This is a genomic window from Microcoleus sp. S13_C3 (assembly GCF_036700905.1).
Classification (GTDB): Bacteria; Cyanobacteriota; Cyanobacteriia; order Cyanobacteriales; family Microcoleaceae; genus Microcoleus.
In genome coordinates this window covers 19,110-44,939 of the sequence record NZ_JAUBPT010000036.1, presented here as the reverse complement: position 1 = coordinate 44,939, position 25,830 = coordinate 19,110, and the positions used below count along the sequence as shown (strand labels likewise).

Below are 25,830 nucleotides of genomic sequence, written 5' to 3'. Positions count from 1 at the left end.
GATAATTCCCTTACCTCATAAATGGTATTAATTATCTCATCTATGTTAACCCGATCGCAAATTGGATTTTATCTCGAAGACATCGAAACCCCAATTGGCAGAACCGTCAATTTAACTCTTACCGGACTAATTCTCCTATCTTCGACCAGCTTCATCGCCGAAACTTACCCGATTTCGGAAACTGTTAGAATTAATTTGCAAACTCTCGATACAGCGCTTTTAGTTGTTTTTGTGTTTGAGTATTTATTGCGGCTGTGGTGTGCCGAAAATCGAGTTAAATTTATTTTTAGTTTTTTTTCTATTATTGATTTGCTGGCAATACTACCATTTTTGCTGGGATTTGTCAACGTCAGTTTTATCCGAATTTTTCGCTGGTTTAGAATTCTCCGACTCATCCGCTTTCTGGAATTGAAAATTTCAATTTTCCGCATCAGCAGCGAAGATGGGGTGATTTTTGCTCGGATTTTGTTTACTTTGCTGGCAATAATTTTTGTTTATTCTGGTTTAATTTATCAAGTCGAACATCCGGCCAATCCCGAAAGTTTTGGAACTTTTTTGGATGCTGTTTATTTCTCGGTTGTCACCATGACTACGGTGGGATTTGGCGATGTTACCCCGATTTCGGAATCAGGTCGTTTTCTGACTATTTTGATGATTTTGACCGGAATTGCTCTAATTCCTTGGCAATTGGGGGATTTGATTAAACAATTAGTTAAAAGTGCTAATCACGGAGAAGCTGTTTGTAAAGGTTGCGGTTGGTCTGTACACGATGCTAATGCTAGATTTTGTAAAATGTGCGGCAGTCAGTTAGATAATGGTTGACAGTTGACAGTTGACAGTTGACAGTTGACAGTTGACAGTTGACAGTTGACAGTTGACAGTTGACAGTTGACAGTTGACTACTGCCTCACCCTAGATAATTCATCCGTGTATCCGTGTCAAAATCCGTGTAGTGCTTTCCTTCTTTAAGCTAACGGTAACAAAATTTCAAATTCAGTGCCTCTGCCTAATTCCGATCGCATTCTGAATGCACCGCCGTGTTTGCCTGTCACTATTTGATAGCTAACTGCTAAACTCGTTTCTTTGAGGGCGCGTTTTTCCGTAGAGAATGATTCTATGATTTTTTTGTACTTGCTAGGTGACATTCCTGGCCCGTTATCTGATATGCAAATCGAAACCCAGCGAACATGAAGTTTGTCTAAATCCGGCGCAGGTTCGGGACAGCAGACTTGAGTTGTGATTTCAATTTTAGGCTGGCGATCGGCGTCTTTGGGTCCTCCACCTTTGAACTCTTTCGCCAATTCTTGACCGACTGCTTCGTTAATTAATGTATGAATAGAATTGGTCAAGATATTCATAAATACTTGGTTTAGCTGTCCTGCATAGCATGGGACTGGTGGCAGGTAGCCGTAGTTTTTCACTACTTGGATTTCCCTAGTCAAACGACTTTTGAGCAGCAAAAGTATGCTGTCTATGTTGGCGTGCAAGTCGGTGGGTTTCGGATAAATGTCGTCTATGTGGCAGAAGTTTTGCAAACTGGTTGCCAACTTGCTCAAACGTTCTGCACCTGATTTGATGCTGGCAACAGTTCGGAGAAAATCGCTTTGCAAAAAGTCATAGTCGATCTCTTCTTTGAGCCGTGCTATTTCCGGCGGTGGGTCAGTACAGTATGCGTCGTAAACTGAGAGCAATTCCATCAAGTTTTTGCTGTAGTCGCTGACGTAGGTTAAATTCCCCCAGATAAAGCCTACCGGATCTAAAATTTCGTGGGCGACTCCGTTGACTAAACGCCCTAAACTAGCCATTTTTTCGCTTTGAATCATTTGAGTTTGGGCTCTTTCGTAGCGGACTTGAGTTTCTATGCCGCGAATTTGCCAGTACGCGATGTTTAGTGCGTTAGGGTCTAAGAGTCGGTAAGATTGGGAGTCTACTTGGACGACGATCGGTTCGGATTGCAATTCGGGCGATCGACGCAGAGCTTGTGGGGCGGCTGCCAAAATAGTTGTACTCTCTGCCACCAATAATATTTCGACGCGAGCGTAACTGTAGAGAACTTTTAGTGGCAGGTGCAAAAATAGCTCAGGGCCTTGGGGTTTGAGCAAATATTCCAGCAGTTGCCTGCGAGATATCATGCCAGCAAACTCTCCTGCTTCCATCAAGACGACTCCCGGCACTAGGGGATACTGTTCAAACATTTCGGCAACTGCCACGGCCAAGCAGCTCGATTTAACCTGAAATTCATACAGGGGCAAATCCCAGAGGGTAGATTCTAGGGAAAGGTCTTGATGGCTGCCTTCGGAGAGTGAAGGGCCAATGAGTTTGGAACTGAATTTATTTGCCACTGGAACTTTTAGTTGCCGAAACGCTGGGAAAGTGAAATGAGAACCTACTACTAAGCTACCCTATCACTTCACTTTTCTGAGCCAACAACCGAGAATATTCTTGGGTTAATCATGTTGTGCCAACTATAGGTCAATACGCTTGGGCCCGTGGAAAATTGTAGCGAAAATTTTGGGGGGAGTGAAACGGAGGGTTCGTTCCACTCCGCCCAACCTACGCACGATCTGTTTTTTTAGCACTAACTGAACCGTATTGAACTATAGGCAGGAGAATTTCAAATTCAGTGTTCTTACCTGGTTGCGATCGCATTCTCAGTTCGCCACCGTGCTTTTCTGTGACGATTTGATTGCAGATAGCCAGCCCCATACCGGTGCCTTTGCCTGCTGGTTTAGTGGTAAAAAAGGTGTCAAATATCTGCTGGTGATTTTCTGGGGGAATGCCGGGCCCGTTATCGGCAATGCAAATTGCCACCCGCTTGCCGTGTTCAGTTTCTATCACTTTAGTGGTAATTTCGATTTGGGGCTGCCAGTTGTCCCGGCATGGGCTGTGTATTTCTCGATCTGCTGCGTACTCTGTCAGGGCGTCTAGAGCATTAACTAACAAATTCAAAAACACCTGACTCAACTGACCGGAGTAGCCGCTAACTAGCGGCAGTTCGCCGTAATTTTTAACCACTTCTATGCTGTTTTTAAAGCGGTTTTTCAAAATTAACAGCGTCATCTCCACGCATTCGTGAAGGTCTGTCTGAGCTGGTTTTGTTTCGTCCATGTGAGAGAAGTGGTGCAGCCCGTTAACTATTTTTAGCAATTGCGAGGCTCCCAACTCCATCCCTTCTAAGGTTATCGGCAAATCTTCTTGTAAAAAATCAAATTCAATTTCTTTTTTAAGGGCCTCAATTCGGGGACACGGTGTCGAATATTCTTCTTCATAAACCGACATTAGCTGAAGCAAGTTTTCAAAATAGGAAAGCAGAAAAGTTAAATTTCCCCAAATACAGTTCAGCGGATTTCTGATTTCGTGGGCTACTTCGGCTACAATCCTCCCCAAACTCGCCATTTTTTCTGTTTGGATGAGTTTGGCTTGGGTTTGTTTGTGGAGTAATTTATTTGTTAATTGGTGAATTCTTGATTGAGCGACCATTAATTGGTGTACGTCTAACAGCTTGTAGGTCTGGGGGGCTATTTCCACTACTACGGGTTCGTAAATTAATTCGGCCGATCTGTAAAGACATTCCTGGGCGGCTTCTACTATTAATTTACTGGCGGGAAGTACGAGTTTCTCTGGCTTGGCAAACTTGTACAGCACCTCTATTGGTCGCTGGAAAAACATTTCTACTCCGTAGCGGCGGTTAACTTTTTCAAAAAATAGGCGCCTGGATATGATGCCGACAAAATTACCCCCATTGGTCAAAATGACGCCGGGAAGCATGGCATTTTCTTCAAAAGCCTGGGCTACTTCTTTTGCCTGTTGAGTTAATTCAATTTGGCAGTTGGAGAGTGGCAGGTCTAGGAGAGTTGATTCTAAGGAGATGTTCCAAGTACAAAATTCAGGTATATGCAACACTGATAACTCCGAGCTAGTCTCACGCACAGCAAACATAGAGGAAACCCCTGTTAAATATTGTATTAATGGACAACTTAAGTTGCTATTAATTCGTAACTGGTAATTGGTAGCGGGTAGTTGCTAATTTGTCCAATTACAACAGCACCCGATGGGAAAACCCGATCGCAGTAGCATTGTCTGCTAAAGATTTTGTTTCTAAGTCAATATTAAACGATCTAAGCTTTTGTGGAACTTACGGATCTCTGCTGTAAACTTTTTACCATGATATACGTGCGATCGCCTGTTTTCCGAAAATTTTTAATATTTATAACTAATTATTGTGATAAATTATACCATTTTTCCACTGATAGAAGGGAATTGCAGAACATCTCGCGGGTTATCAGTGAATATACGGGCATCCTGTGATGGTTCGAGGGCCCGGATTAGCCATTGTCCAAGGGGCTTGCAGGCTCCAATTGTCAAGACTAGGGCCCAGGCCAAAGGAAGTTCGGCAACGGATTCGCTTTCTTCGGATGTAACTGAGATGTTGCACCATTCTCAACAAGCTTTTTATGAACACGCTTTCGGGCCTGTTCCACAAGAAAATTCACTCTTTGTGGAACAGGCCCGAAAGCCTGTTAAGCGATAATGGTGCAAGATGTGAGATGTAACTGATATCTTGCACCATTCTCAATTAGCCGTAGGGGCGGGTTCGCCAACAGCCTTAAAGCTTGTAAATAGGTTCTATAAACCCGCCCGACCCCACGAAAAATCCTCTTATTGATATTGCTGCAAGATGTGAGATGTAACCGAATGTAACGGATGGAAGGCTTTAGTTATCTAGGAGAGAAGGAAGAAGCAATCTTCCGCAAGGGTTTGTGGAATTAAGAACATCCTAACCGTCGGCCACAGTTCCTCTACCACTCAAAAGAAATCCAACTTTAGGCAACTTCCGAACCTCGATAGTCATCAGTTTTTTGCAATCTGCAATCTGCAATCTCCAATCTCCAATCGTCTTAGGGTTCCACCTCCGGCCAGAGGCGTTCTAGCTGATACCGCCAAGCTGCGAGAGTGTTTTCGCGAGACTCTCGCCCTAGTTCCATTTCACCCATCAATCCCTCTGCGTAGAAACGGTCTAAAGTCTGAAGGGTAGTTTCCACAGACTGTCCTTGCATCTTCGCAGCTTTGATGATTTGACGGATGCGGCTTTCTATCAAACCGTCGAAAAAGTCGGACAAACCTCTCTCTTGCAAAGCCAGCAGTCTGGCGACGGCGGCTGAGAAATCGGCGGCCGCGAGTGTGGCCGGGCTGTGCTGAAATACTCCCCACAAAACGTTTTGATGTATGGCGTAGCGAGTTTCGAGGGTGGTGTCAAAGTTAGCTTCTAGCAGTTTATCAAAAAATGGTTGAGCTTCCTGGGCATCGGCGATCGGCAGCAAAATCCGCAGCCAACTCCCGTCTTCTGAAAGGAGGACTAACAGGCGAAAATTGGGGGTTTCTACTTGCCAAGAAGTGGCAGCAGGCATCTCAACACTGTCACCAAATAAGTCTTTAAGGGTATTGCTAATTTCTTCGGGAGTCATAATGATTTTAGATTTTAGATTTTAGATTTTAGATTTTAGATTAGTCAGCAGTGCGATCTCAAATCTCAAATTGATTTATGGTAGCCAGCGGGGGTGATAGCCGGCAAAGGGAAGTTCTTCTGGCTGTACTTTTGCGAGAGAACCGTCTGCGGGTATTTCTACTAAGGGTAGCAGCCAGAGGCGGCTGGTGGCGATCGACTGTCCACTATCGTTGCGGGGACTGTCTGCTACTGAGGGAGTTGCTGCTGTGACTGATTGGTCGAAAATTAAGGCCAGCCCGTCGGGAGATAAACTGATTTGGGTATCTAATTGGTTGGGCAAAATCAGCAGCGGTTTGATGGTTCCTACCAAACGAGTACCCTCTTTTTTGAGGTCGATGGTGGCTATGAAAGGCTGTTCTTTGTAGCTTTCTGTTTTGAGGCGTTGGGCTAACAAACAGTAGAGACGCTGAACTTGGTTGTCTTGGTTTTTGCGGGGGTCGAAATAAACGGCCATAATGCTGCCGGGAATACGCAATATTTCTTGTTCTACACCTTGGTTATCTAAGATGAAAAGCGATCGAGTAAAGTCGCTGTTGTATTTAACATAGGCGGCGGCGGAGTTGTCGCGGGCCATGCCCAATACTTGTTCGTATTTTGGCAAAAATTCTACTGGGTCTGCTTCCGGTTTGAGGGGGACGATCGCTAATCCTTGTTTTTGAGATATTACCATCGATTTGCTGTCGGGGCGAATCATAAAATCTCCGCCTTGTTCATTTTCCAATGGTCTGGGCGGCACTTTTTCTTCCAAAATCCAAGGACTGAAATCGCCGGGATTGCGGCGGTTGACGCGCTGGACAACTATGATTTTTCCGTCTGCTGAGAGGTCGAATTTGAGGTTTTGGTAATCTTTGGAGTCTAAGATTTTGTCGATTCTACCGGCTGGGTATTTTTGTTGATTTCCTGATCCCGATTGGGGGTTGAGGCCGGTGGTGACTGTGAATAGTTCTTGATTGAGAGTGCCGCGACTACGGGCGATCGATCGATCTGTGGCGGAGAATAAAATGCGATCGCTGTCGGGATAGGGTTTAAAATCCGTTACTACTAAATCTTTGGGAGTCAGCGGTATCGGTTTCGAGTCGCTGCTGGTGAGATTGACTAGCATTAATCTGCTTTCTGTTTCGCCTTGGACACCGATGTAAGCAAAAGCTCGATCGCGGCTGCGAAAGGAACTGCTAAACGGTTGCATGGGCGTTCCTTTTTTTTGGTTGTTTTCTCCGAAATACTTGTCGGTTGCTCCGGCGAGTTTTAATGTGTAGGTAACGCCGTAGGGTGCGGGATCTTTGAGGGTGTAAGCCATGCGTCTTCCAGCCCAACTAAATTTACCGGGGAGGGGGGGTTCTAGCTTTAAGTTTTCCTCGACGGTGGAGTGGTTCATCGGCCGAAAGAATGTGAGGATAAAGCCGGTATCTTCGGCGCCGATTTGTTTGTTTTCCCAGGTAAATTCTCGCACTCTGGGTGCTGTGCGATCGCCGCTAAGCAGCAGCAGTCCGATTAAGACGCTCAGCACTAGCATGAGGAAGATGGCCGTGCGGTCGATCGGCTGTTTGAATTGCCCAATAGCGAAGGGTGAAGGATTAATTTTTTTCTTAAAAATACTCACCAATCTTTCTCTCCTACTTTCTGCTGAAAATTAACTACCCAATTTTCCCTGTTAAATTTTACACTTCTGCCCCCATTCCTAACACTCACAAAGCCATTTTTTTACCACAGTAAATTGCTGCAACGAGTTATTTTCCGTAACAAACCTAGTTTTTGAAACTTGTGGTGCCTCCAGGACTGAATGCAACTTAAGATATTAACTAGGTGGGACACGCGGCACTTTCAACAGTTTTTTTTACTGAAACAGTGGATTGATTGGGATTAAATCCATCGGTGATATTTTATCGATCGGCAGATGCAAACCAAAAGCCACTCTACACCAAATTAGAATAGCCAGCACCCCTACAAACAGTGCTGTCAATTGAATATCCTGCCAAAAACAAGTTAGTCCTTCTCGCCACAAACCGTAGTTAGTTACTGCATAGGTAGGAAGGTCGCCGAGAGCTATAGCAATCACCGCACCTAAATTACCTTTTAAGTGGTATGCCAGCGGTATAGTTATACATAGATTCACAAAAGTCAGCAGATTGCCCATAGCTTGGTACTGAGACTTTCCTACGGCTAACAGGCAAGAACCCATCATATTGTGGAGGGTGGTGTGCCAGATACCTAAAGCCAAGATTGGCATCATCCAAGATGCCGCCGCATACTCTTTCCGATACAGTGTTAAAATTAACTGATCTCCAAAGCTCACAAAAATTGCTAAACCTACGGCTAATGGTATGAGAATTAGCTTGCGGTTCTTGAGTATCTTGGCGCGCAACTCCTCCCGGGGCAACTCTGCCAGCATAGAAATCGAGGGAAAAATCACCCTCCCGCTAATGGCCATGATTACTTGGCGCGGCATATCGCCGAGAGTAAAAGCGATGCCATAAATCCCCAACATTGTTAAAGTAAAGATTTTCCCAAGGATGAGTCGATCGGCTTGAGAACACAAGAAAAACAAAGCCGTAGACAAAAATATCCATTTTCCATAAGAAAATATTTCTTTAGCTGCTTCTTTATCCCAAGCAAAGCGGTTTGACTTGCCGGGAATCAAAAAATGGCTCCCTACTAACTCTATTAAAGCTCCACTCAAGCCGCCTGCAACGATCGCCCAGATGCTGCGATCAAACCATGCCCAGACAATCATCACTGTTGTAGAAACAATCTGTTGGCCCAGCTCAAAAATCACTACTTTCTTCACTGCCATTTTGCGTTCTAGACTGGCTATGGCTGTGGATCTAAACCCTCCTAGTAGGGAATTTATACCTATTACTGGAATCAACCACAGGAGACGGTCATCTCCATAAAAACTAGCAACAGGCTTGGTAATTATAATCAAACAAATCCAAACCAAAAAGCTGCGAATGACTTGCAGTGTCCAAGCGGTGTTGAGAAATTGAGGATCTTCCCCGCGCTTATTTTGGATGATGCTTGGGCCTAGACCTATGTCTGAAAATAAGTTGATCCCTACGATGAAAACGTAGGCTAGACCTACCAGACCAAATAGTTCTGGCAAAAGCAAGCGCGTCAGGATTAAGTTGCTGGCAAATCGGATAATTTGACTGCTTCCATAGCTGACGAGCGTCCAGGCTGCACCTTTGATAGCTAATTTTTTTCCGGATGACATATACTCAGAATTTATTTACTAATGACGAGTGTAGTTGCTGAATTTACTTTTGGCAACTCCTACAGGATGCTGTTGCAACTTTTATAGCTGACTGTACCTTGTCTTAATTTGTATACGGAGGACGAGTCTGGGGTGTCCATCTCGCAATCAGAAAGGTAAAATTTAATCTCATACTTACTCCACATCTAATAATCATAAGGGTTTTTGGGCTCAGGAATTGGTTGGAGGGAGGATGCTTGAATGATTAATTTGCGCTTGCCTTGCAGTTCTTCTACGATCGTTTCTCCTTCTATTTCTAGCCAACTGTCTGGCGCAAAGGCAGCGCGGCTTTGACCGATCAGTAATTTTACCGGCAACCCGATGGGATAGGCGTCTGCCGCGCAGCAAGTAATGATAAAACGCCCGATCCACATATATTGTTCTCCTATGTTGGGGGGGTGAATTACAAATCCTTGAACTTTGACTTTTTGACCTCTGTATGTATCGGGTTCTGGATTGAAATTTAACAGCCGCACCCATTCGACGAGCGATCGCTTTTCTGGTTTTGTAGTATTGCGAAATTCCTGGGGTTGCAGTCTGGTGATAGGCAGGGATTCGGTGAGGCCTCGTTCTAATGCTGTCTGGCTGGTAAATGTGCGTGGCGTTGTTAGTAAACCTATTAATGCGACGCTCAACATTAAGGTGCTGCCGATACTGGGGGGAAACAAAGTAACGTGTTCAACTTCTGTAATTCTGAGAGAGTTATTTGCTGGTGATGTCCGCGATTGCTTTGTGGTGCGATCGAGCTTTAAGAGTTCCCAAGCTTTTAAACCCCCAATAATCATTAAGCCGATTCCTCCCGCTAGAGTCAAGCCAAAGTAATTGGGGTGAATGAGAATGCTTAATTTGCCGGTGATCCAATATTTAAGAAGCAGTATTCCCCAGGCTAAGATAGCTATGGCGTCCAGCCAAGGGCTAATTTTTTTAAGATTCATTTTTTAAGATTCCTTTTTTAATATTCATTAGTCATTAGTCATTAGTCATTAGTCATTGGTCATTAGTCATTGGTCATTAGTCATTGGTCATTAGTCATTGGTCATTAGTTATTAGTCATTAGTTATTAGTCATTAGTTATTAGTCATTAGTCATTAGTCATTAGTCATTGGGAATCTATCGTGAGTTGTCAGTCCGGGAAAATTTATTATTAACCTAAATGCAAGTTGACAGCGAGGGTCATTAAAAATGTTAACTGAGCGGCCAAGACAATTAAGTAAACTACGGCTCTACCTTTAAAAATTGACAGCATTAAACCGATGCCTTTGAGGTCAATCATCGGGCCGAAAACGAGAAAGGCTAACAGCGAACCGCTGGTAAATGTGGAAGCAAAAGACAGGGCAAAAAAGGCATCTACTGTAGAACAAATCGATACGACTGCCGCTAATAGCAGCATGGCTAGAATCGAGGAAACGGGGCCTTGGCCGAGGTTGAGAATTAGTTCGCGGGGTGCGCCAACTTGAATGATGGCTGCGATCGCACTTCCGATTACCAACACTCCTCCCAATTCGCGCAACTCCTGTACCATAGTATCTAAAAGTAGGCGCAAACGCTCTTTAGAAACGCGGTGGAACATGGAGGAACGTTTAGAGGTTTTTTCTGTTTTGCTTGTTTGTAATCGCTTCCAGTCGTCTTGTAGCAAAGATTCGATCGGCACCACCCCCCCCGGCTGACCGAGCATAAATGTTCCCGACTGCAACAGCAGCGGAGTGTTAGCTTGGACGAGTTCTTTTTCGGAAAACTCTGGTTTTGGCAAGGGGATTGCGCGGGCTACAGAGGGATGTAGCAGAGGCCGCAAGTCTTTTTGGGCGCTGAACACCCAGCCGATAATTGTGGCTATAAACAGAGAAAATACCACCCGCAAAACTACAATTTCTGGCTGATCCCGAAATGCCGTCCAAGTCGCCCAAATTACCACGGGGTTGATGGTGGGGGCCGCAAGCAAAAAGCCGATCGCCGCTGGTGCGGGAACTCCCTGCATCAGTAACCTGCGGGCTACGGGCACGTTACCGCACTCGCACACGGGAAACAAAAAGCCGATCGAACTGCCCATCAAAGCCGCCAGCAGCGGGTTTGATGGGATGCGCGATACGAGTTTGCGTTCGTCTACAAAGCCCAGCAGCAAACCTGAGAATAAAACTCCCAGCAGCAGAAAAGGTATTGCCTCTACTAACAAGCTGAGAAACAAGGTGAAAGCATTATTTAACTGATTTGTCAGGGCGGGTTGCATCGATCACCTACTGGTAGATTGCTATTTAGCTATACGTCTTTGGTAGAACTCCTTGTATATCATACCAAAGCATAGCACTAAGTTAAGATCCCGTTAATTATTTTTGCCTTTTTTTTGCTGGATTTTGTAGATATTCTAGTTTAATCAATGCTGATGCCTTGAATGATTTGGAATGCTTAAAATTCTGGGAATATGAATGTATTTTTATTGATATCCGCATCCTACTGCCCATCAATAATTGACTCTGCCAACCGTCGCCGATTTGATGGATCTTTCGGTTAACAATGGTTGATTGTAGAACAACTGCTAAGGCAGATTTTGCAGATTGCGGGCGAGGCTAACTGTTTTATAGCAATCCTAAATGATTCGTGTAATTCTTGTAGGGGCAAACCCCCCGTGGTTGCCCCGCCTTGACTGGGGTAGGCACGGGGAGTAGGGGTAGCACTACCCCTACATATTTTTACAAATGATTTAGGATTGCTATATATAACTATCGCTATAAAATTGCTTTGTAGCGATGACTTTAGTTTTCACGACAAACCTATAGGGGACGCACTGGCAGGTGTGCCGCTGGCTGGCCGTTACGGGGGGTTGCGAGTACCGGATCGGGGAGATGGGATGACATGGCCTCAAATGCCCTAGCTTGCAAGGCGTCCCGCCATCGCGATTGCAAGCTAAAATTCAGGGACGCGATCGCCCTAGCTTTGTGCTTTTAACTTGTCTGCTGACGGGCTACATCGTGTTGGCGATCGGGCAATTCCGATTTTCTTCTATTATCAGTCAATTATATTTCTCAGCCTAATAATTTATTAACAAAAGGTTAAGACGATAACTTAAGGTTAATGAATAGTTAAATAGTTAAACCAAGCGTTAATACCGCTCAAGTCAGTATAAAATAAAGTCAGGTATAATTACCAGGGCGCATTTATCTGGGTAATTCTCAATCTTCCCTAATACTTTAAGTGGTAAAATTTCATTTACTACAGTCAGTTTTTTGTGTAATTTAAAATGCAGTTTGCCAGGGGGATGCCGGTCAAAGCACTCAGCAACTCACCTGCTGACCTTTGGTAGCTGAATGTCTGCTGGCAAATAGAACCCCAAAAAGCGTGCTGATGAATTTATGTTGAATACCTCCTGCGTAGAAAGACCCGTCCAACCCATCTCCGAGGCTGACCTAGGAGAACTTTGTTTAGAATCTACTCTCCAACAATTGTCGCTTTACGATTTTCAGGTAGAAGCTACGGATTTGGGGATGCGAATTTCTCAGATGTTAGAAGCTAATCCGCTGTTACCGGGAGTCATTGTCACCCATCAAGGTGAATTTGCCGGTATGATTTCCCGGCGGAGATTTTTAGAATTTATCAGCCGTCCTTTTGGGCGAGAATTATTTTTAAAGCGACCTGTGAGGGCTTTGTACCGCTTTGCCGAAACTGAGAGTTTAATTTTTTCCAGCAATACTTTAATCGTGGATGCAGCCAGGAAGTCGCTGTTGCGATCTAAAGAACTGCTTTACGAACCGATTGTGGTTCAAGTTTCGCCTCAAACTTATAGTTTGCTAGACGTGCACGAACTGCTAGTAGCCCAATCCAACATTCATGAACTAGCAACAAAATTGCTGAGGCAGCAAACTCAATCTCAATTAATTCAAACCGAAAAACTAGCCAGTTTGGGACAGATGGTAGCTGGAGTCGCCCACGAAATTAGAAATCCCGTCACCTGCATCAGCGGAAATCTCGGCTTTTTGTCCAACTACTCGAAAGACATCATGGAGTTGTTGTCTGCTTACGAAGAAATTGTGGGTGACAGCGAAAAAATTGGCGAACTCAAAAAACACATAGAATTTGATTTTTTGCAAGAAGATTGGGTGGAAATCCTCAAAAGTATGAAAGTTTCATCGCAGAGGCTGACCGAACTCGTCACCAGCCTGCACACCTTTTCTCACATGGACGAAGCCCACTTGAAGCAAGCTAACATTCACGAATGTATTGACAGTACGCTGCTAATTATGAAAAACCGTCTGAAGTACGGGTTTAATGTAGTTAAAAACTATGGTGATTTGCCTTTAGTCAAGTGTTACTCTGGTCAGTTGAGCCAGGTATTTATGAATATCATCAGCAATGCGATCGACGCTTTGGAAGAGGCAAAAGCAGAAAAAGATTTTATGGCGGCGATTACTATTGAAACCGAGGTAATAGACAGTTCTGACGGCGACTGCGTGAATTCGGAATTAATTCAAAATTATGTTAGGGGCGATGGCGTCCCGCCCCGCAAGCTACGACAAAATGCCAAACAGCTATCATCCGCCAGCCACAACGGCGACTTCTGCCCAGAAGCAGCGGAAAAAAATCCAAATAACGCTTGGATAGCCATCCGAATTGCCGATAACGGGCCGGGAATACCGCCAGAAATTCAGCGGCGGATTTTTGAGACATTTTTCACCACTAAACCCGCCGGGAAAGGTACTGGTTTGGGGTTGGCAATTACCCATCAAATTGTTACGGAAAAGCATAAAGGCAAGTTAAATTTGCATTCTACGCCCGGTACAGGTACTGAATTTGAAATTTTGTTGCCATTGATTTGAAGGCCTGGGCGTCTTGTCGATATCGATTTACCACCCAAGCGGGGGCGGGTTTATTAGACGAGCAATTTTAGGCGGAGATTGTTTGTAAAACCCGCCCCTACCAATCGGTTACGCTCTTAGCTGAACTGGCATTACCAAGAATGTAGCATTGACTCCGCCCAAAGGCTGGAAAATTACTGGGGCTAAAGCACCGTTTAATTGCAGTTGAATTTCTGGGGATTGAGCAGTTTTCAAAATGTCAATTAAGTATTTCACGTTGAAAGCAATATCTATGCTATCTCCCGAAATTTGTGCGGGCATAGACTCTTTGCCACAGCCGACATCTTTAGCATCTACAGACAAAGTAATTTCCTGATTCTCCTCGTCGATGCTGCATTTGAGAATATTATTTTTTTGGTCTGCAAAAACGGCAATTCTTTCTACTGCTGCTAAGAACGATCGCCTTTCTAAGGTAATTTGTCGCTCAAAGGAGGGCGGAATCAACTGCCGGTATGCGGGATATTGCCCTTCCAAGGTGCGGGTTGTCAGCCGCTGGTCAGCCCATTCAAACACTACTTGACCCTGTTCAAAATGCAGGGTGACAGGTTCAGTCCACTGCCGCATCACCAGCATTCTTTCTACTTCCCGCAATGCTTTAGCGGGGACTGTCACCTCAAATTGTTCTTGGGTTTCTTCGCCTTCAGCTTTTTCATTGGCAGTTTGAACTACTGCCAATCTGTGGCCGTCTGTAGCTGCAAATTCCAGGCAATCTTGCAATACCTTTAAATGCACGCCTGCAAGTACCTGTTTTGCCTCGTCGGGGCTAGTAGCAAATAAAGTTCCTTTGAGTCCTTCTATCAAGGCTTCCGGTGGCAATTTAAGGATTGTTCCGCCTTCTATTGCAGGCAATTCAGGGAATTCTTCCGGGCCCATGCCTCTAACTTGGTAGCTGCCAGAACTGCAAGTAAGATATGCTACGGTGTCCCCCGCTTCGTCTTCTAAAGTAATCTCTCCATCTGGGAGTCTCGAAACAATATCGTTGAGTAATTTAGCGGGTATGGTAAAACTGCCACCGCCAGTCACTTCTGCTGCGAAGCTGGTACGAATGCCTAAACTGAGATCGAAAGCTGTCAAGCTAACCCGCTGATTTTCCTCATCCGCTACTAAGAGCACGTTGGCTAGTACCGGATGTGTCGGGCGGGAGGGAACGGCCCGACTTACCAACGAGAGGTTGGCGTTGAGGTCACTTTGGGTGCAAACCAATTTCATGGTACGAAGGTTAATTAACCGGATTTGAAACAGAAACAAATGGTATCACAGAAAGCCGGTGGGTCGGTTTTTCTCTGTCAGGGCTTAAACCTGGGCGCTTATTCCCGGTTTCTACGCAAAATTTTGTCTGTAAAAACGAGAAATCTTCCAAGAAACCCGGTTTTTAAGGTCAGCGCGCATCGTGAACTATCTGTGTAGGGTGCGAAGGGATCTCCTATTTTTTTAATTTATTGAATTATTTTTGTGTTGCTCGCCCTGTGGAAATTGTGGAAAAAAAAGCTAACTGCTTGCTGGGCTTTACTTATAGGTAATAAATACCTGTGGAAAACTTGTGGAAAAGCTGTTGAGGTCGATCGCCCATTTTTGTGCAAAAGCTGTTTCGGGCGATCGAGTAAAGTTTTCCACAAACGGCAGGCAACTTTTCCACAGGTTTTTCCACAGGCAATATAGTCTATTATGGGGCCTTGGGAATTGGGAATGGGAATTGTTGACTGTTGACTGTTAACTGTTGACTGTTGACTGTTGACTGTTAACTGTTGACTGTTAACTGTTGACGGCGTTGAGTGATAACAACTGACAACTGACAACTGACAACTGACAACTGACAACTGACAACTGACAACTGACAACTGACAACTGACAACTGACAACTGACAACGGACAACTGACAACTGACAACTGACAACTGACAACTGACTTCTTCTCAAGTTTTGCGGCTGACAACATTAATTCGATCGCTCAACTGACGCAAAGTTTGGGCCAAATTCGGGTCAGTGTTCCGCAACTGAGCAATTTTGTCACAACTGTAAAGCACAGTCGTGTGATCTTTGCCACCGAATACTTCGCCAACTTTCGGCAAACTCAAACCAGTATGCTGCCGAATTAAATACATCCCTATTTGACGGGCGAGACTAATTTCTCGCCGGCGGGAAATTCCTTTCAAATCTTCAACAGAAACATCAAACTCCTCAGCCACAACTGCAATTACTGCATCTGGCGTTGCCTCTACGCTTTCAGTTTGCGGATTCAAAACCGGGGCGATATTTTCCACGGTCATCGGCAAACCAGTAATTGAAAGATATGCTACCGCCCGAATCAAAGCTCCTTCCAATTCCCGCACGTTGGAAGTGTAACTAGAAGCAATGTATTCAATCACATCTCGCGGCAGTCGCATATTTTCATACTCGGCTTTTTTCTGCAAAATTGCCATCCGAGTTTCCAAGTCTGGCAATTGAATGTCGGCAATTAATCCCATCGAAAATCGGGAACACAAACGCTCTTGCAGGCGGGGGATTTGCTGTGGCGGACGGTCAGAAGCTAACACTACTTGGTTCCCGGCTTCGTGCAACGTATTAAAAGTGTGGAAAAATTCTTCTTGAGTGTATTCTTTTCCTTCAATAAATTGGATATCATCTATTAATAAAACATCGGCGGCGCGATAATGGTCGCGGAAAGTTTGCATACTGTCTTTGCGAATGGCGGCGATTAAATCGTTAGTAAATTTCTCAGTAGAAACGTAAAAAATCTTGGCGTTGGGGTCAATTTCCAAGCGATAATGACCGATCGCCTGCATCAAATGAGTTTTGCCCAAACCGACGCCACCGCACAAAAATAGGGGATTGAATTCTCGGCCCGGAGACTCGGCTACCGCGAGGGAAGCCGCGTGAGCCATGCGGTTGTTGGAACCGACGACAAAGCGGGAAAATAAGTATTTTGGGTTTAAATTGGCGGGTTTGGGGGGGTGAAGCGAGTGGCTTTCCATATCGGCGATGGGGGAGGGCCAAATTATGGCGGAGTCACTGCTGCCACCTGTTTCGTTTCCTCCGGCAATGGTCAAGTAAATGTCTACGGGATAGCCGAGAATTTCGTAGACTGCATCGGCAATGGTTTTGACGTAATATTTTTGCAACCAATTGCGAGCAAAGGGGTTGGGGGCGCTGACAATCAAACAGTTATTTTCGAGTTGTTCGGCCCTAGCAGTTTTGATCCACGTCTCAAAGCTAGGTCTGCTAAGTTGTACCTGGAGACGTTCAAGTATCTGATTCCACAGACTTTCGAGGGGAATGTCCACTGCTCACCTCTGCCGATCGGCATTCAAGATATTAATTCTACTCTAGAGAGTTTAGTCCTCAGATGCTAAAGTTTAAGGGAGTCTGCCGTAGCACGGGCGAGGGCCCGACGCCATCGCCCAAAAATTTGGCGGCTCTGCAGTCCTGCGCCAGGTATCGGGGAGCGGATCAGCAAATATTTAGATTTGGCAGGAAAGCCTTAAAACATGGCCATGAAGAGTTCTACTGGCAAATTTTGGAAGCAACCGGCAATTTACATATTGCTGCTGGTAACGGGAGCCGGGGCCGCCATGTTGGGCGATCGTCTGACGGTTTCTCAATTTCGTGCAAATTCTGGCGATTCGGGACAAAGGGCGCTGGAACCGAAATTGCAACTGCCTCCTAATACAAAGGATCGAGCTAGCAAAGTCTTGCCGCCGGCTTCCTTGTCAGGCGACGGGACTAATGTGAATTTTATTGTGGCTGCGGTGGCAAAAGTTGGGCCGGCAGTGGTTCGGATCGATGCTTCGCGCCGGGTGAAACCGGGAAATAGAGGGCTGTCGCCGGAAGATTTTTTTGGCACAGAACCGAATTCGGGCGGCCGGGGCGGGATCGAACGCGGCACTGGTTCGGGTTTTGTCATCGGTGCCGACGGCGTGATTCTCACTAACGCTCACGTTGTAGAGGGAGCCGATACGGTAAATGTAACTCTCAAGGACGGCCGCAGCTTTCAGGGGCGGGTGTTGGGGGCTGATAAGGTGACGGATGTGGCTGTGGTGAAGATTGAGGCGAATAATGTGCCTGTAGTGCCGATCGGCAATTCGGATAAGCTGTTGCCTGGGGAATGGGCGATCGCGATCGGTAATCCTTTGGGTTTGGACAATTCGGTAACTGCGGGGATTATTAGCGCTACGGGGCGATCGAGCTCTGATGTGGGCGTACCTGACAAGCGGATCGGTTTTATTCAAACAGACGCTGCAATTAATCCGGGGAATTCCGGCGGCCCGCTGCTGAATGCTTCGGGTCAAGTTATTGGCATGAATACGGCGATTATTCAAGGTGCTCAAGGATTGGGGTTTGCTATTCCCATTCAGGCGGCCCAACAGGTGGCGAAGGAACTGATTACGACGGGGAAAGTCGAACACGCTTATTTAGGCATTGAAATGGCGACGCTGACTCCAGAGGTTAAGCAGCAAATTAACAGCAATACTACCAGCAGCCTGCGAGTTGCAGTCGATCGTGGTGTGGCTATTGTTAGCGTTGTTCCTAATTCTCCCGCAGCAGCAGCCGGTTTGCGGGCGGGAGATGTGATTCAAAAAATTAACAATCAGCCGATTATTCAGTCGGAAGCTGTTCAGGAGTTCGTGCAAAATGCTAAGGTTGGCGGGCTGTTGCAAATGGAAATCAACCGTAACGGGCAAATAGTTAATTTGACTGTTAAACCGGGGAGTTTGCCGGTTCAAAAAGTTGGATAATCTGTTGACAGTTGACAGTTGACAGTTGACGGTTGACGGTTGACGGTTGACAGTTGACAGTTGACGGTTGACAGTTGACGGTTGACAGTTGATGGTTGACAGTTGTTACCAATTACCAATGACTAATTAATATGGTAGAACTCTTACAAATCTCACAATTAGGAAATCCCGTGCTGCGCCGCCGATCGCAAGTTGTCGAGAATATTAAGGACGATCGCATTCAACAGTTGATTGACAGCTTAATATTTACAGTACAGCAGGCAAACGGAGTCGGGATTGCCGCCCCTCAAGCCGCTCAGTCCGATCGCCTTTTCATCGTCGCATCCCGCCCCAACCTGCGGTATCCCCAAGCACCCCACATGGAACCCACAGCGATGATTAATCCCCGGATTGTGGCTGCATCAACAGAGACAGTCAAAGACTGGGAAGGCTGTTTGAGCATTCCGGGGATTCGGGGATTGGTGCCGAGAAGTAGTGCGATCGAGATAGAATACACCAGTAGAGACGGCCAACTCCACCGACAAGAATTGACAGACTTTGTGGCCCGAATTTTTCAACACGAACACGACCATTTAGATGGAATCGTGTTTTTAGACAGAGTGGAAAATACCCACGAACTAATGACAGAAGATGAGTACCAGCAGCAATTTGTCAAGCTACTTTAACCAAAAGCATTCAGCGCCCCCGATTCATCCGCAGGGTCGCTTTCTTCAATTATCCAATCTAAAATCTAAAATCTAAAATCTAAAATCGATAGATGAGTACCAAAAGCAAATTGTCAACTTACTATAACACTTGATATAATTGCTAGTAGTAACGCTAGTGATGTTGTGAATAGGAGGGCGAATGTCTATCAATTTGGAAAAAGGCGGGAGAATCAATCTCTCTAAAGAAGCACCGGCGCTGAAAAATGCCGGGATCGGTTTGGGATGGGATACCAATGCTACCGATACCGGCGCAGTGTTTGACTTAGATGCTTCCGTATTTATGTTAGGTGCAAATGGGAAAATCCCCAGCGACAAATACTTTGTTTTTTACAACAACAAAGAATCGCCAGACACTTCTGTAATACATCTAGGAGATAGCAGAACCGGAGAAGGAGTTGGCGATGATGAAACAGTGACTGTTGATTTAACCAAAGTCGATCCGGCGGTGCAAGAAATTGTGTTTGTGGTAACAATCGACGAAGCAGAATCGAGAAGGCAAAACTTCGGTCAAATTCGGAATGCTTTTATCAGAATTTACGATACGACGACTAACATAGAAGTCACTAAGTACGATTTGGACGAAGATTTTTCTAGAGAGACTGCGATCGAATTTGGCAGACTTTACAAGAAAGACGGCGAGTGGAGGTTCCAAGCCGTCGGACAAGGCTACAATTCCGGGTTGCAAAGCTTTGTAGATAAGTATGCCTCATAAAAGGTAGATCGCTCCTAGCTAAATAAATCGAGGGGAAATTCGGAAGCAGGAATGTTTCCCTCGATTTTAAGCCAGACTCATGAGGTGACAAACCAGATGGGAATTCAATTAAAGAAGGGCGAAAGATTTAATCTTTCTAAAACATCTCCACCATAAACCTTACAAAATCTCAAAACTATGGCGATCAACTTAACAAAAGGACAATCAATAGTTCTCAGCAAAAGCGAATACGACTTGTCCAAACTGACAATGGGTTTGGGCTGGGATGTTGCACAAGCTAAAAAAGGTCTTTTCGGGCGAAGCAGCGGTGCAAATTTTGACTTAGATTCCTACGCTATGCTGCTGGGAGAAAATGGCAAAATAAAGAACTACAAAGAGGATGTAATTTATTACTCTCATTTGGAGTCAAAGGACAAAACAGTTGTTCACTCAGGCGACAATCTCACGGGGGAGGGAGAGGGAGACGACGAACAAATAGTGGTGAAACTGAGTTCTTTGCCAGCACAATATCACAAAATTATTTTGGGAGTAAATATTTACGATGGCAAAGAGAGAAAACAGCATTTTGGCCTGGTAGAAAATGCTTTCGTAAGAGCTGTAGATGCCGCCGGGAAAGAAATAGCTCGCTATCGCTTGTCAAATGACCCATCTTATGAAGGAAAATTAAATATGTTGATGGGAGAAGTTTATCGAGAAGGCGGCGAGTGGAAATTTAAGGCTTTGGGAAATCCTTTGGCTGAGGATATGAACGGTGTTGTCGGTTCATTTATGCGGTGATATCAAATCTGTTAAATTCAGGCTTGTAGGGGCGGGTTCACCAACAATAATTGCCAATAATTGACGATATAAATAAACCCGCCCCCACCCAACCGTAAATCAAAATGCACATTTTCCGCATAATTGTAGGGGCGGGTTCACCAACAATAATTGCCAATAATTGACAATCTATATAAACCCGCCCCCACCCAACCAGCCATCAAAATGCACATTTTCCGTTGAATTGTAGGGGCGGGTTCACCAACAAAATTAGCCAATAATTGACAATCTATATAAACCCGCCCCCACCCAACCAGCCATCAAAATGCACATTTTCCGTTGAATTGTAGGGGCGGGTTCACCAACAAAATTAGCCAATAATTGACAATCTATATAAACCCGCCCCCACCCAACCAGCCATCAAAATGCACATTTTCCGTTGAATTGTAGGGGCGGGTTCACCAACAAAATTAGCCAATAATTGACAATCTATATAAACCCGCCCCCACCCAACCAGCCATCAAAATGCACATTTTCCGCATAATTGTAGGGGCGGGTTCACCCAAAATACCTGTCAATAATTGACGATATAAATAAACCCGCCCCCACCCAAAAGTAAATCACAATGCACATTTTCCGTATTTGATCCAAATCAAAGTTGATGTAGGTTATCTGTGGTGGTGGGGCGGGTTTATATAGATTGTTTGTGGGAATTAAATGTTATTGGTGAACCCGCCCCTACAAAAAATTACGAATCAATCTTTGACCGGCCGCATTGTCGGGAACATCACCGCATCGCGGATGCTTTGAGTATTAGTTAAAAGCATCACCAATCTGTCTACGCCGATACCCATTCCCGCACAATTAGGCATTCCCAAAGATAGCGCTTGAATAAAGTCTTCGTCCATTGGATGCGCTTCGTCATCGCCGGCATTTTTCTGCGCCAACTGTTCCTCAAACCGCTTTCTTTGCTCCTTCGGATCGTTCAATTCTGAGAAGCCGTTCGAGTATTCTGTACCGTTGATAAAGAGCTCGAAACGTTCTACAAATCCGGGCTTGCTGCGATGTCCTTTTGCTAAGGGGCTGACTTCAACAGGGTAGTCGATGATGAATGTAGGTTGAATTAGTTTAGGAACAACTAATTTGTCAAAAACTGCATACAGCACGTAGCCTAAACTCTGTTGTTCTAACTTAGACAGGTGCAATTCTAGCTTGGTTGCAGATGCGATCGCACTTTCTAAGTCCAAACTGTCAAAATCCAGCCCAAACTCGTCTCTGACAGCTTCTACCATCGTTTTCACTTGCCAGTGTTTGCCGCTGAAACCGGGATATTTTTCGCTGTAGTCGAACTTGCGTTCTAAACTAATCGTTTCCCCCTGATTTTCAATTTCTTTGACATCCCCAAATACAGCCGCTGCCGCGAAACAAATCACATCTTCGACAACTCCTAAAATGTCGAAAACATCAGCATAAGCTTGGTAAACTTCTAAAGAGGTAAACTCAGGATTGTGGGTGCTATCAATGCCCTCATTTCTAAATGCTTTCCCTAGTTCAAATACTCGCTCGAAACCGCCGCAAATAGCTCTTTTTAAGAACAATTCTGGAGCCACTCGCAAATACAAATCTACCTCTAAAGCATTGTGGTGAGTGATGAAGGGCTTAGCAGCAGCACCGCCGTAAATAGCTTGCAGTGTCGGGGTTTCTATTTCGTAGAAATTGGCTTTCCAGAGATAGGAACGGATGCTTTGAACGATGCGGCTTCGCAGCATAAAACGGTTGAGCGCATCTTGGTTGCTTGCCAAATCCATTTCGCGGTGACGGCGGCAAACTTCGGGGTCGTTAATTCCATAATAAGAATCGGGAAATTGAATGGTAGCTTTTGATAAAAGCTTTAATTCCCTCACTAAAATAGAAAGTTCTCCCCTGGGGGTGCGGCAGCCGATACCTTCGACGCCGACAAAATCGCCGACATCGAGCAATTTTTTAATTTGTTCAAAGCTCAAACCGACTTCGCCGGTGACGATTGCTTTCTCGATTTTGAGTTGAATTTTGTCTGTGGCGTCTTTTAAATCGATGAAACCAATTTTGCCGCTGTCTCGCTTGGAAGTGATGCGGCCGGCTAATCGCAGGGGAATTTCTTCGGGGTCACTTTCTCCGTTTGCGAGTTCTTTTCCCGGCTGACTAAATATTTCGCGAACAAGCTTGGCTGTGTGCGATCGCGCGTAGGATTCACTGGGATACGGTTCTATGCCTTGCGATCGCAGTTCGTCTACTTTTTGACTGCGGACTTCGGCTTCACTGAGAGTCATTAGTTATTGCCTGATTAAAATTACAAATATCTGACATCTTGCACTATTCTGGCGATCGGGCGATCGAGCGTTGCTCAAAGCAACGCCCTACAAGAAAATTCACTCTTTGTGGAACAGGCATCTTGCCTGTTCGCGATCGAGCTGCAAAATGTCAGAAACACCAAACTCTATCATAACTGGTCAACATAGACCAATTTGTCAGATAATCTAGACACACTGGCGATCGACAGATGCGGAAGGTCAGTAAGGTTTTAATCCTGACGGAAGTCTTCTATCCTCTCCATCCCTCCTACTCCCTCTCCCCAACAGTCAACAGTCAACAGTCAACAGACAACAGTCAACAGTCAACAGTCAACAGTCAACAGTCAACAGACAACTATTGCGATCGACTGCACAAAGCGACCGAAACATTAAAAAATTAAGTTGTCTGTCGATCGCAACAGGTGAGATGATATGTAGTGCAGCCTCACGGCAGTTCCATCGAAACTGAACAGCAAAGACGATCGCCGATCGAACTCGGCTCATCGCACCTCTGTCAGAATCGACCACACACTCTCTCTCTTACATATAAAAACCAGAATTATGGCTGTTGCAACGCAATCACTCGAAGAACTCTGCATCAACTCTATCCGCTTTTTGGCCATCGATGCGGTAGAAAAAGCAAAATCAGGACACCCGGGACTGCCGATGGGCGCTGCCCCTATGGCTTTTGTGCTGTGGGATCGGTTCATGCGGTTTAACCCCAAAAACCCCAAGTGGTTTAATCGCGATCGCTTCGTCCTCTCCGCCGGCCACGGCTGTATGCTACAGTACGCCCTCATGTACTTGACTGGCTACGATAGCGTCACCCTCGACGACATCAAGCAATTTCGTCAGTGGGAATCCAAAACCCCCGGACACCCCGAAAACTTCGTCACCGAAGGCGTAGAAGTTACCACCGGCCCCCTGGGACAAGGAATTGCTAACGCTGTCGGTTTGGCAATGGCAGAAGCTCACCTCGCTGCTAAGTTTAACAAGCCCGACCATAAAATTGTTGACCACTACACCTATGTCATCATGGGTGACGGCTGCCACATGGAAGGCATTTCTGGCGAAGCTTGTTCTTTGGCCGGACACCTCGGACTCGGCAAATTAATTGCCTTGTACGATGACAATCACATTTCTATTGAAGGCGACACCAGCTTGGCCTTTACTGAAGATGTGGGCAAGCGTTTTGAAGCTTACAATTGGCACGTTATTACAGTAGACAATACCGCTCTAGACGAAGATACTAACCTAGAAGCAGTTCACAAAGCTATTGAAGAAGCCAAAAAAGTCACGGACAAACCGTCCATGATTAAAGTCCGCACAGTTATTGGTTACGGTTCTCCTAACAAGCGCAATTCTTACAGTTCTCACGGTGCTGCTTTGGGTACCGATGAAGTGAAAGCAACTCGCGATTTCTTGAAGTGGGAACACGCACCGTTTGAGATTCCTGATGATGCTTTGTCACACTTCCGCAAAGCAGTCGATCGCGGTGCTCAATCTGAGCAAGAATGGCAGAAAGCTTTTGATGCTTATAAAGCAGCATATCCTGCAGAAGCAGCCGAATATGAGCGCACGGTTGCCGGCAAACTTCCTGAAGGTTGGGATAAAGTTTTGCCGACATACAAGCCGGAAGATAAGGCAGATTCGACTCGGAATCATTCTGGAAAATGTTTGAATGCTTTGGCAGGTGTTCTACCTGAATTGATCGGCGGTTCCGCTGACTTGGCATCTTCTAACATGACTTTGCTTAAGGGTGAAAAAGACTTCCAAAAAGGTCAGTACGAAGGACGTAACCTGCGGTTTGGTGTGCGGGAACACGGCATGGGTGCGATCGCCAACGGTATGGTACTGCACGGCGGTTTAATTCCTTACTGCGCTACTTTCTTGGTATTTGCTGACTATATGCGGGGAGCAATTCGCCTCTCTGCACTCTCGGAAGCTGGAGTTATTTATGTAATGACTCACGACTCCGTAGCCTTGGGGGAAGACGGCCCCACTCACCAACCCGTGGAAACCATCGCTTCTCTGCGCGTAATTCCCGATTTGTTGGTAATGCGCCCTGCGGATGGTAATGAAACATCCGGCGCTTACAAAGTGGCAGTTGAAAGCCGCACTCGCCCAACTTTAATGGCTTTGTCGCGCCAAAACTTGCCTAACTTGGCCGGAAGTTCGATCGAAGGGACAGCCAAAGGCGCTTACATTTTGTCCGACGACGGCGGCACTCCCGACATCATTTTAATCGGCACCGGCGGCGAAACCTACCTCTGCGTTGATGCCGCTGAAAAATTGCGCGCCGCAGGTAATAAAGTGCGCGTAGTTTCGATGCCTTGCTGGGAATTGTTCGACTTACAAGATGCCGCTTACCGTGAATCTGTACTGCCGAAAGCTGTTACCAAGCGGTTGGCAGTTGAAGCGGCTGTTAGCTTCGGCTGGGGACGTTATTTGGGCTCCGAAGGCGATAGCATCAGCATCGACAGATTTGGCGCTTCTGCACCGGGCCCTGTTGCTTTAGAAAAGTTTGGCTACACCGTTGATAATGTGGTAGCTAAGGCTCAGGCGCTGTTGGGCTAATAGCAGCAGCATAATTCTTGATGGGGCGGGCTTCGGGCTCGCCCCATTTTTTATAGCAGAAGGAAGTTCGGCAACGGATTCTGTAACGGATGTAACAGATGTAACGGATTGATGGAAGAAGGCTTTAGTTATTTAGAAGATAAGGAAGAAGAAAGGAAAAGCTAAAATCTAAAATCTCAAATCGGCATCTAGGGTTTCACTTGGTCATACCTCACATCTTGCACCATTGTCAGGAACAGGCAAGATGCCTGTTCCACAAGAAAATTCATCTCTTGTGGAACAGGCATCTTGCCTGTCCATAAAAGGATTGAGAATGGTGCAACATATGAGTTATACCTAACCTAGAGCTCGCTACAGCTCGCGAATCATTGAGAATTGCTATAGTGAACAAACCTGACGGTCAACAGAGTACAGTT

At 45.6% G+C, this 25,830-nt stretch carries 22 protein-coding genes; 10 read left to right on the top strand and 12 right to left on the bottom strand.

The window, feature by feature from the left end; all coding sequences use genetic code 11:
• Positions 1-21: 21 nt before the first annotated feature.
• On the top strand, positions 22-822 hold the full coding sequence (locus QUA16_RS12615; RefSeq protein ID WP_333103679.1) for an ion transporter: 801 nt from the start codon (positions 22-24) through the stop codon (positions 820-822).
• Between the two features lie 143 nt (positions 823-965).
• Here QUA16_RS12615 and QUA16_RS12610 read toward each other — a convergent pair whose 3' ends face one another.
• A complete protein-coding gene (locus tag QUA16_RS12610; protein ID WP_333103680.1) occupies positions 966-2,342 on the bottom strand; it encodes an ATP-binding protein in 1,377 nt (458 codons plus the stop codon).
• Positions 2,343-2,553: 211 nt separating this feature from the next.
• Positions 2,554-3,939, bottom strand: coding sequence for an ATP-binding protein (locus tag QUA16_RS12605; protein ID WP_333103681.1), 1,386 nt, complete (start codon positions 3,937-3,939; stop codon positions 2,554-2,556).
• Positions 3,940-4,345: 406 nt separating this feature from the next.
• Between QUA16_RS12605 and QUA16_RS12600 the strand changes: the two genes are divergently transcribed.
• A complete protein-coding gene (locus QUA16_RS12600; protein WP_333181154.1) occupies positions 4,346-4,531 on the top strand; it encodes a hypothetical protein in 186 nt (61 codons plus the stop codon).
• A 367-nt stretch (positions 4,532-4,898) separates the two neighbouring features.
• On the opposite strand, the gene QUA16_RS12595 is transcribed toward QUA16_RS12600, so the two are convergent.
• From QUA16_RS12595 to QUA16_RS12575, 5 genes are all read right to left on the bottom strand, one after another.
• The gene (locus QUA16_RS12595; protein ID WP_333103682.1) at positions 4,899-5,465 is read right to left on the bottom strand and encodes a hypothetical protein; all 567 of its coding nucleotides are present in this window, start codon (positions 5,463-5,465) and stop codon (positions 4,899-4,901) included.
• A 75-nt stretch (positions 5,466-5,540) separates the two neighbouring features.
• On the bottom strand, positions 5,541-7,106 hold the full coding sequence (locus QUA16_RS12590) for a hypothetical protein (protein WP_333103683.1): 1,566 nt from the start codon (positions 7,104-7,106) through the stop codon (positions 5,541-5,543).
• Positions 7,107-7,340: 234 nt separating this feature from the next.
• Positions 7,341-8,717: an oligosaccharide flippase family protein gene (locus QUA16_RS12585; protein ID WP_333103684.1), complete on the bottom strand. Its 1,377-nt coding sequence runs from the start codon at positions 8,715-8,717 to the stop codon at positions 7,341-7,343.
• 185 nt (positions 8,718-8,902) lie between these two features.
• Entirely contained in the window at positions 8,903-9,691 is a 789-nt protein-coding gene (locus QUA16_RS12580; RefSeq protein WP_333103685.1) for a TIGR03943 family putative permease subunit, read from the bottom strand.
• Positions 9,692-9,900: 209 nt separating this feature from the next.
• On the bottom strand, positions 9,901-10,980 hold the full coding sequence (locus QUA16_RS12575; protein ID WP_333103686.1) for a permease: 1,080 nt from the start codon (positions 10,978-10,980) through the stop codon (positions 9,901-9,903).
• A 667-nt stretch (positions 10,981-11,647) separates the two neighbouring features.
• On the opposite strand from QUA16_RS12575, the gene QUA16_RS12570 reads away from it, so the two are divergent.
• Both QUA16_RS12570 and QUA16_RS12565 read left to right on the top strand, forming a co-directional pair.
• Complete coding sequence (locus QUA16_RS12570; RefSeq protein WP_333103687.1) at positions 11,648-11,782, top strand: hypothetical protein; 135 nt, start codon at positions 11,648-11,650, stop codon at positions 11,780-11,782.
• Positions 11,783-12,100: 318 nt separating this feature from the next.
• Positions 12,101-13,561, top strand: coding sequence for an ATP-binding protein (locus QUA16_RS12565; RefSeq protein ID WP_333103688.1), 1,461 nt, complete (start codon positions 12,101-12,103; stop codon positions 13,559-13,561).
• 108 nt (positions 13,562-13,669) lie between these two features.
• Here QUA16_RS12565 and dnaN read toward each other — a convergent pair whose 3' ends face one another.
• The 3 genes from dnaN to dnaA form a co-directional block, all read right to left on the bottom strand.
• Positions 13,670-14,809 carry a DNA polymerase III subunit beta gene (gene dnaN / locus QUA16_RS12560; RefSeq protein ID WP_333103689.1) on the bottom strand — a complete coding sequence of 380 codons (1,140 nt, stop codon included), beginning with the start codon at positions 14,807-14,809 and terminating at the stop codon, positions 13,670-13,672.
• 227 nt (positions 14,810-15,036) lie between these two features.
• Positions 15,037-15,501 (bottom strand): hypothetical protein, encoded by a 465-nt coding sequence (locus QUA16_RS12555; protein ID WP_333103690.1) that lies wholly within the window; start codon positions 15,499-15,501, stop codon positions 15,037-15,039.
• 11 nt (positions 15,502-15,512) lie between these two features.
• Positions 15,513-16,880: a chromosomal replication initiator protein DnaA gene (gene dnaA / locus QUA16_RS12550; RefSeq protein ID WP_333103691.1), complete on the bottom strand. Its 1,368-nt coding sequence runs from the start codon at positions 16,878-16,880 to the stop codon at positions 15,513-15,515.
• 210 nt (positions 16,881-17,090) lie between these two features.
• Between dnaA and QUA16_RS12545 the strand changes: the two genes are divergently transcribed.
• Positions 17,091-18,332, top strand: a complete 1,242-nt coding sequence (locus QUA16_RS12545; protein ID WP_333103692.1) for an HhoA/HhoB/HtrA family serine endopeptidase — start codon at positions 17,091-17,093, stop codon at positions 18,330-18,332.
• Here the strand turns inward: QUA16_RS12545 and QUA16_RS12540 are convergent.
• On the bottom strand, positions 18,317-18,451 hold the full coding sequence (locus tag QUA16_RS12540; RefSeq protein ID WP_333181153.1) for a hypothetical protein: 135 nt from the start codon (positions 18,449-18,451) through the stop codon (positions 18,317-18,319). The genes QUA16_RS12545 and QUA16_RS12540 overlap by 16 nt on opposite strands.
• A gap of 12 nt (positions 18,452-18,463) precedes the next feature.
• On the opposite strand from QUA16_RS12540, the gene def reads away from it, so the two are divergent.
• The 3 genes from def (at position 18,464) to QUA16_RS12525 (ending at position 20,528) form a co-directional block, all read left to right on the top strand.
• A complete protein-coding gene (def, locus tag QUA16_RS12535; protein WP_333103693.1) occupies positions 18,464-18,997 on the top strand; it encodes a peptide deformylase in 534 nt (177 codons plus the stop codon).
• Positions 18,998-19,178: 181 nt separating this feature from the next.
• Entirely contained in the window at positions 19,179-19,751 is a 573-nt protein-coding gene (locus QUA16_RS12530) for a TerD family protein (protein ID WP_333103694.1), read from the top strand.
• 177 nt (positions 19,752-19,928) lie between these two features.
• Entirely contained in the window at positions 19,929-20,528 is a 600-nt protein-coding gene (locus QUA16_RS12525) for a TerD family protein (RefSeq protein WP_333103695.1), read from the top strand.
• 734 nt (positions 20,529-21,262) lie between these two features.
• Here the strand turns inward: QUA16_RS12525 and lysS are convergent.
• Positions 21,263-22,816, bottom strand: a complete 1,554-nt coding sequence (lysS, locus tag QUA16_RS12520; protein WP_333103696.1) for a lysine--tRNA ligase — start codon at positions 22,814-22,816, stop codon at positions 21,263-21,265.
• A 230-nt stretch (positions 22,817-23,046) separates the two neighbouring features.
• Here lysS and QUA16_RS12515 point away from each other — a divergent pair, with 230 nt between their 5' ends.
• Both QUA16_RS12515 and tkt read left to right on the top strand, forming a co-directional pair.
• Positions 23,047-23,238: a hypothetical protein gene (locus tag QUA16_RS12515; RefSeq protein ID WP_333103697.1), complete on the top strand. Its 192-nt coding sequence runs from the start codon at positions 23,047-23,049 to the stop codon at positions 23,236-23,238.
• Between the two features lie 160 nt (positions 23,239-23,398).
• Positions 23,399-25,414 (top strand): transketolase, encoded by a 2,016-nt coding sequence (tkt, locus tag QUA16_RS12510; protein WP_333103698.1) that lies wholly within the window; start codon positions 23,399-23,401, stop codon positions 25,412-25,414.
• Positions 25,415-25,830 lie beyond the last annotated feature (416 nt).

Bases quoted from the DNA above. Each gene is read 5' to 3' on its own strand.
- QUA16_RS12575 (WP_333103686.1), bottom strand. From the start codon at position 10,980: ATGCAACCCGCCCTGACAAATCAGTTAAATAATGCTTTCACCTTGTTT.
- QUA16_RS12530 (WP_333103694.1), top strand. From the start codon at position 19,179: ATGTCTATCAATTTGGAAAAAGGCGGGAGAATCAATCTCTCTAAAGAA.
- QUA16_RS12525 (WP_333103695.1), top strand. From the start codon at position 19,929: ATGGCGATCAACTTAACAAAAGGACAATCAATAGTTCTCAGCAAAAGC.
- lysS (WP_333103696.1), bottom strand. From the start codon at position 22,816: ATGACTCTCAGTGAAGCCGAAGTCCGCAGTCAAAAAGTAGACGAACTG.
- QUA16_RS12605 (WP_333103681.1), bottom strand. From the start codon at position 3,939: ATGTTTGCTGTGCGTGAGACTAGCTCGGAGTTATCAGTGTTGCATATA.
- QUA16_RS12515 (WP_333103697.1), top strand. From the start codon at position 23,047: ATGCGGAAGGTCAGTAAGGTTTTAATCCTGACGGAAGTCTTCTATCCT.
- def (WP_333103693.1), top strand. From the start codon at position 18,464: ATGGTAGAACTCTTACAAATCTCACAATTAGGAAATCCCGTGCTGCGC.
- QUA16_RS12565 (WP_333103688.1), top strand. From the start codon at position 12,101: ATGTTGAATACCTCCTGCGTAGAAAGACCCGTCCAACCCATCTCCGAG.
- QUA16_RS12615 (WP_333103679.1), top strand. From the start codon at position 22: ATGGTATTAATTATCTCATCTATGTTAACCCGATCGCAAATTGGATTT.
- QUA16_RS12580 (WP_333103685.1), bottom strand. From the start codon at position 9,691: ATGAATCTTAAAAAAATTAGCCCTTGGCTGGACGCCATAGCTATCTTA.
- QUA16_RS12595 (WP_333103682.1), bottom strand. From the start codon at position 5,465: ATGACTCCCGAAGAAATTAGCAATACCCTTAAAGACTTATTTGGTGAC.
- tkt (WP_333103698.1), top strand. From the start codon at position 23,399: ATGGCTGTTGCAACGCAATCACTCGAAGAACTCTGCATCAACTCTATC.
- QUA16_RS12585 (WP_333103684.1), bottom strand. From the start codon at position 8,717: ATGTCATCCGGAAAAAAATTAGCTATCAAAGGTGCAGCCTGGACGCTC.
- dnaN (WP_333103689.1), bottom strand. From the start codon at position 14,809: ATGAAATTGGTTTGCACCCAAAGTGACCTCAACGCCAACCTCTCGTTG.
- QUA16_RS12545 (WP_333103692.1), top strand. From the start codon at position 17,091: ATGAAGAGTTCTACTGGCAAATTTTGGAAGCAACCGGCAATTTACATA.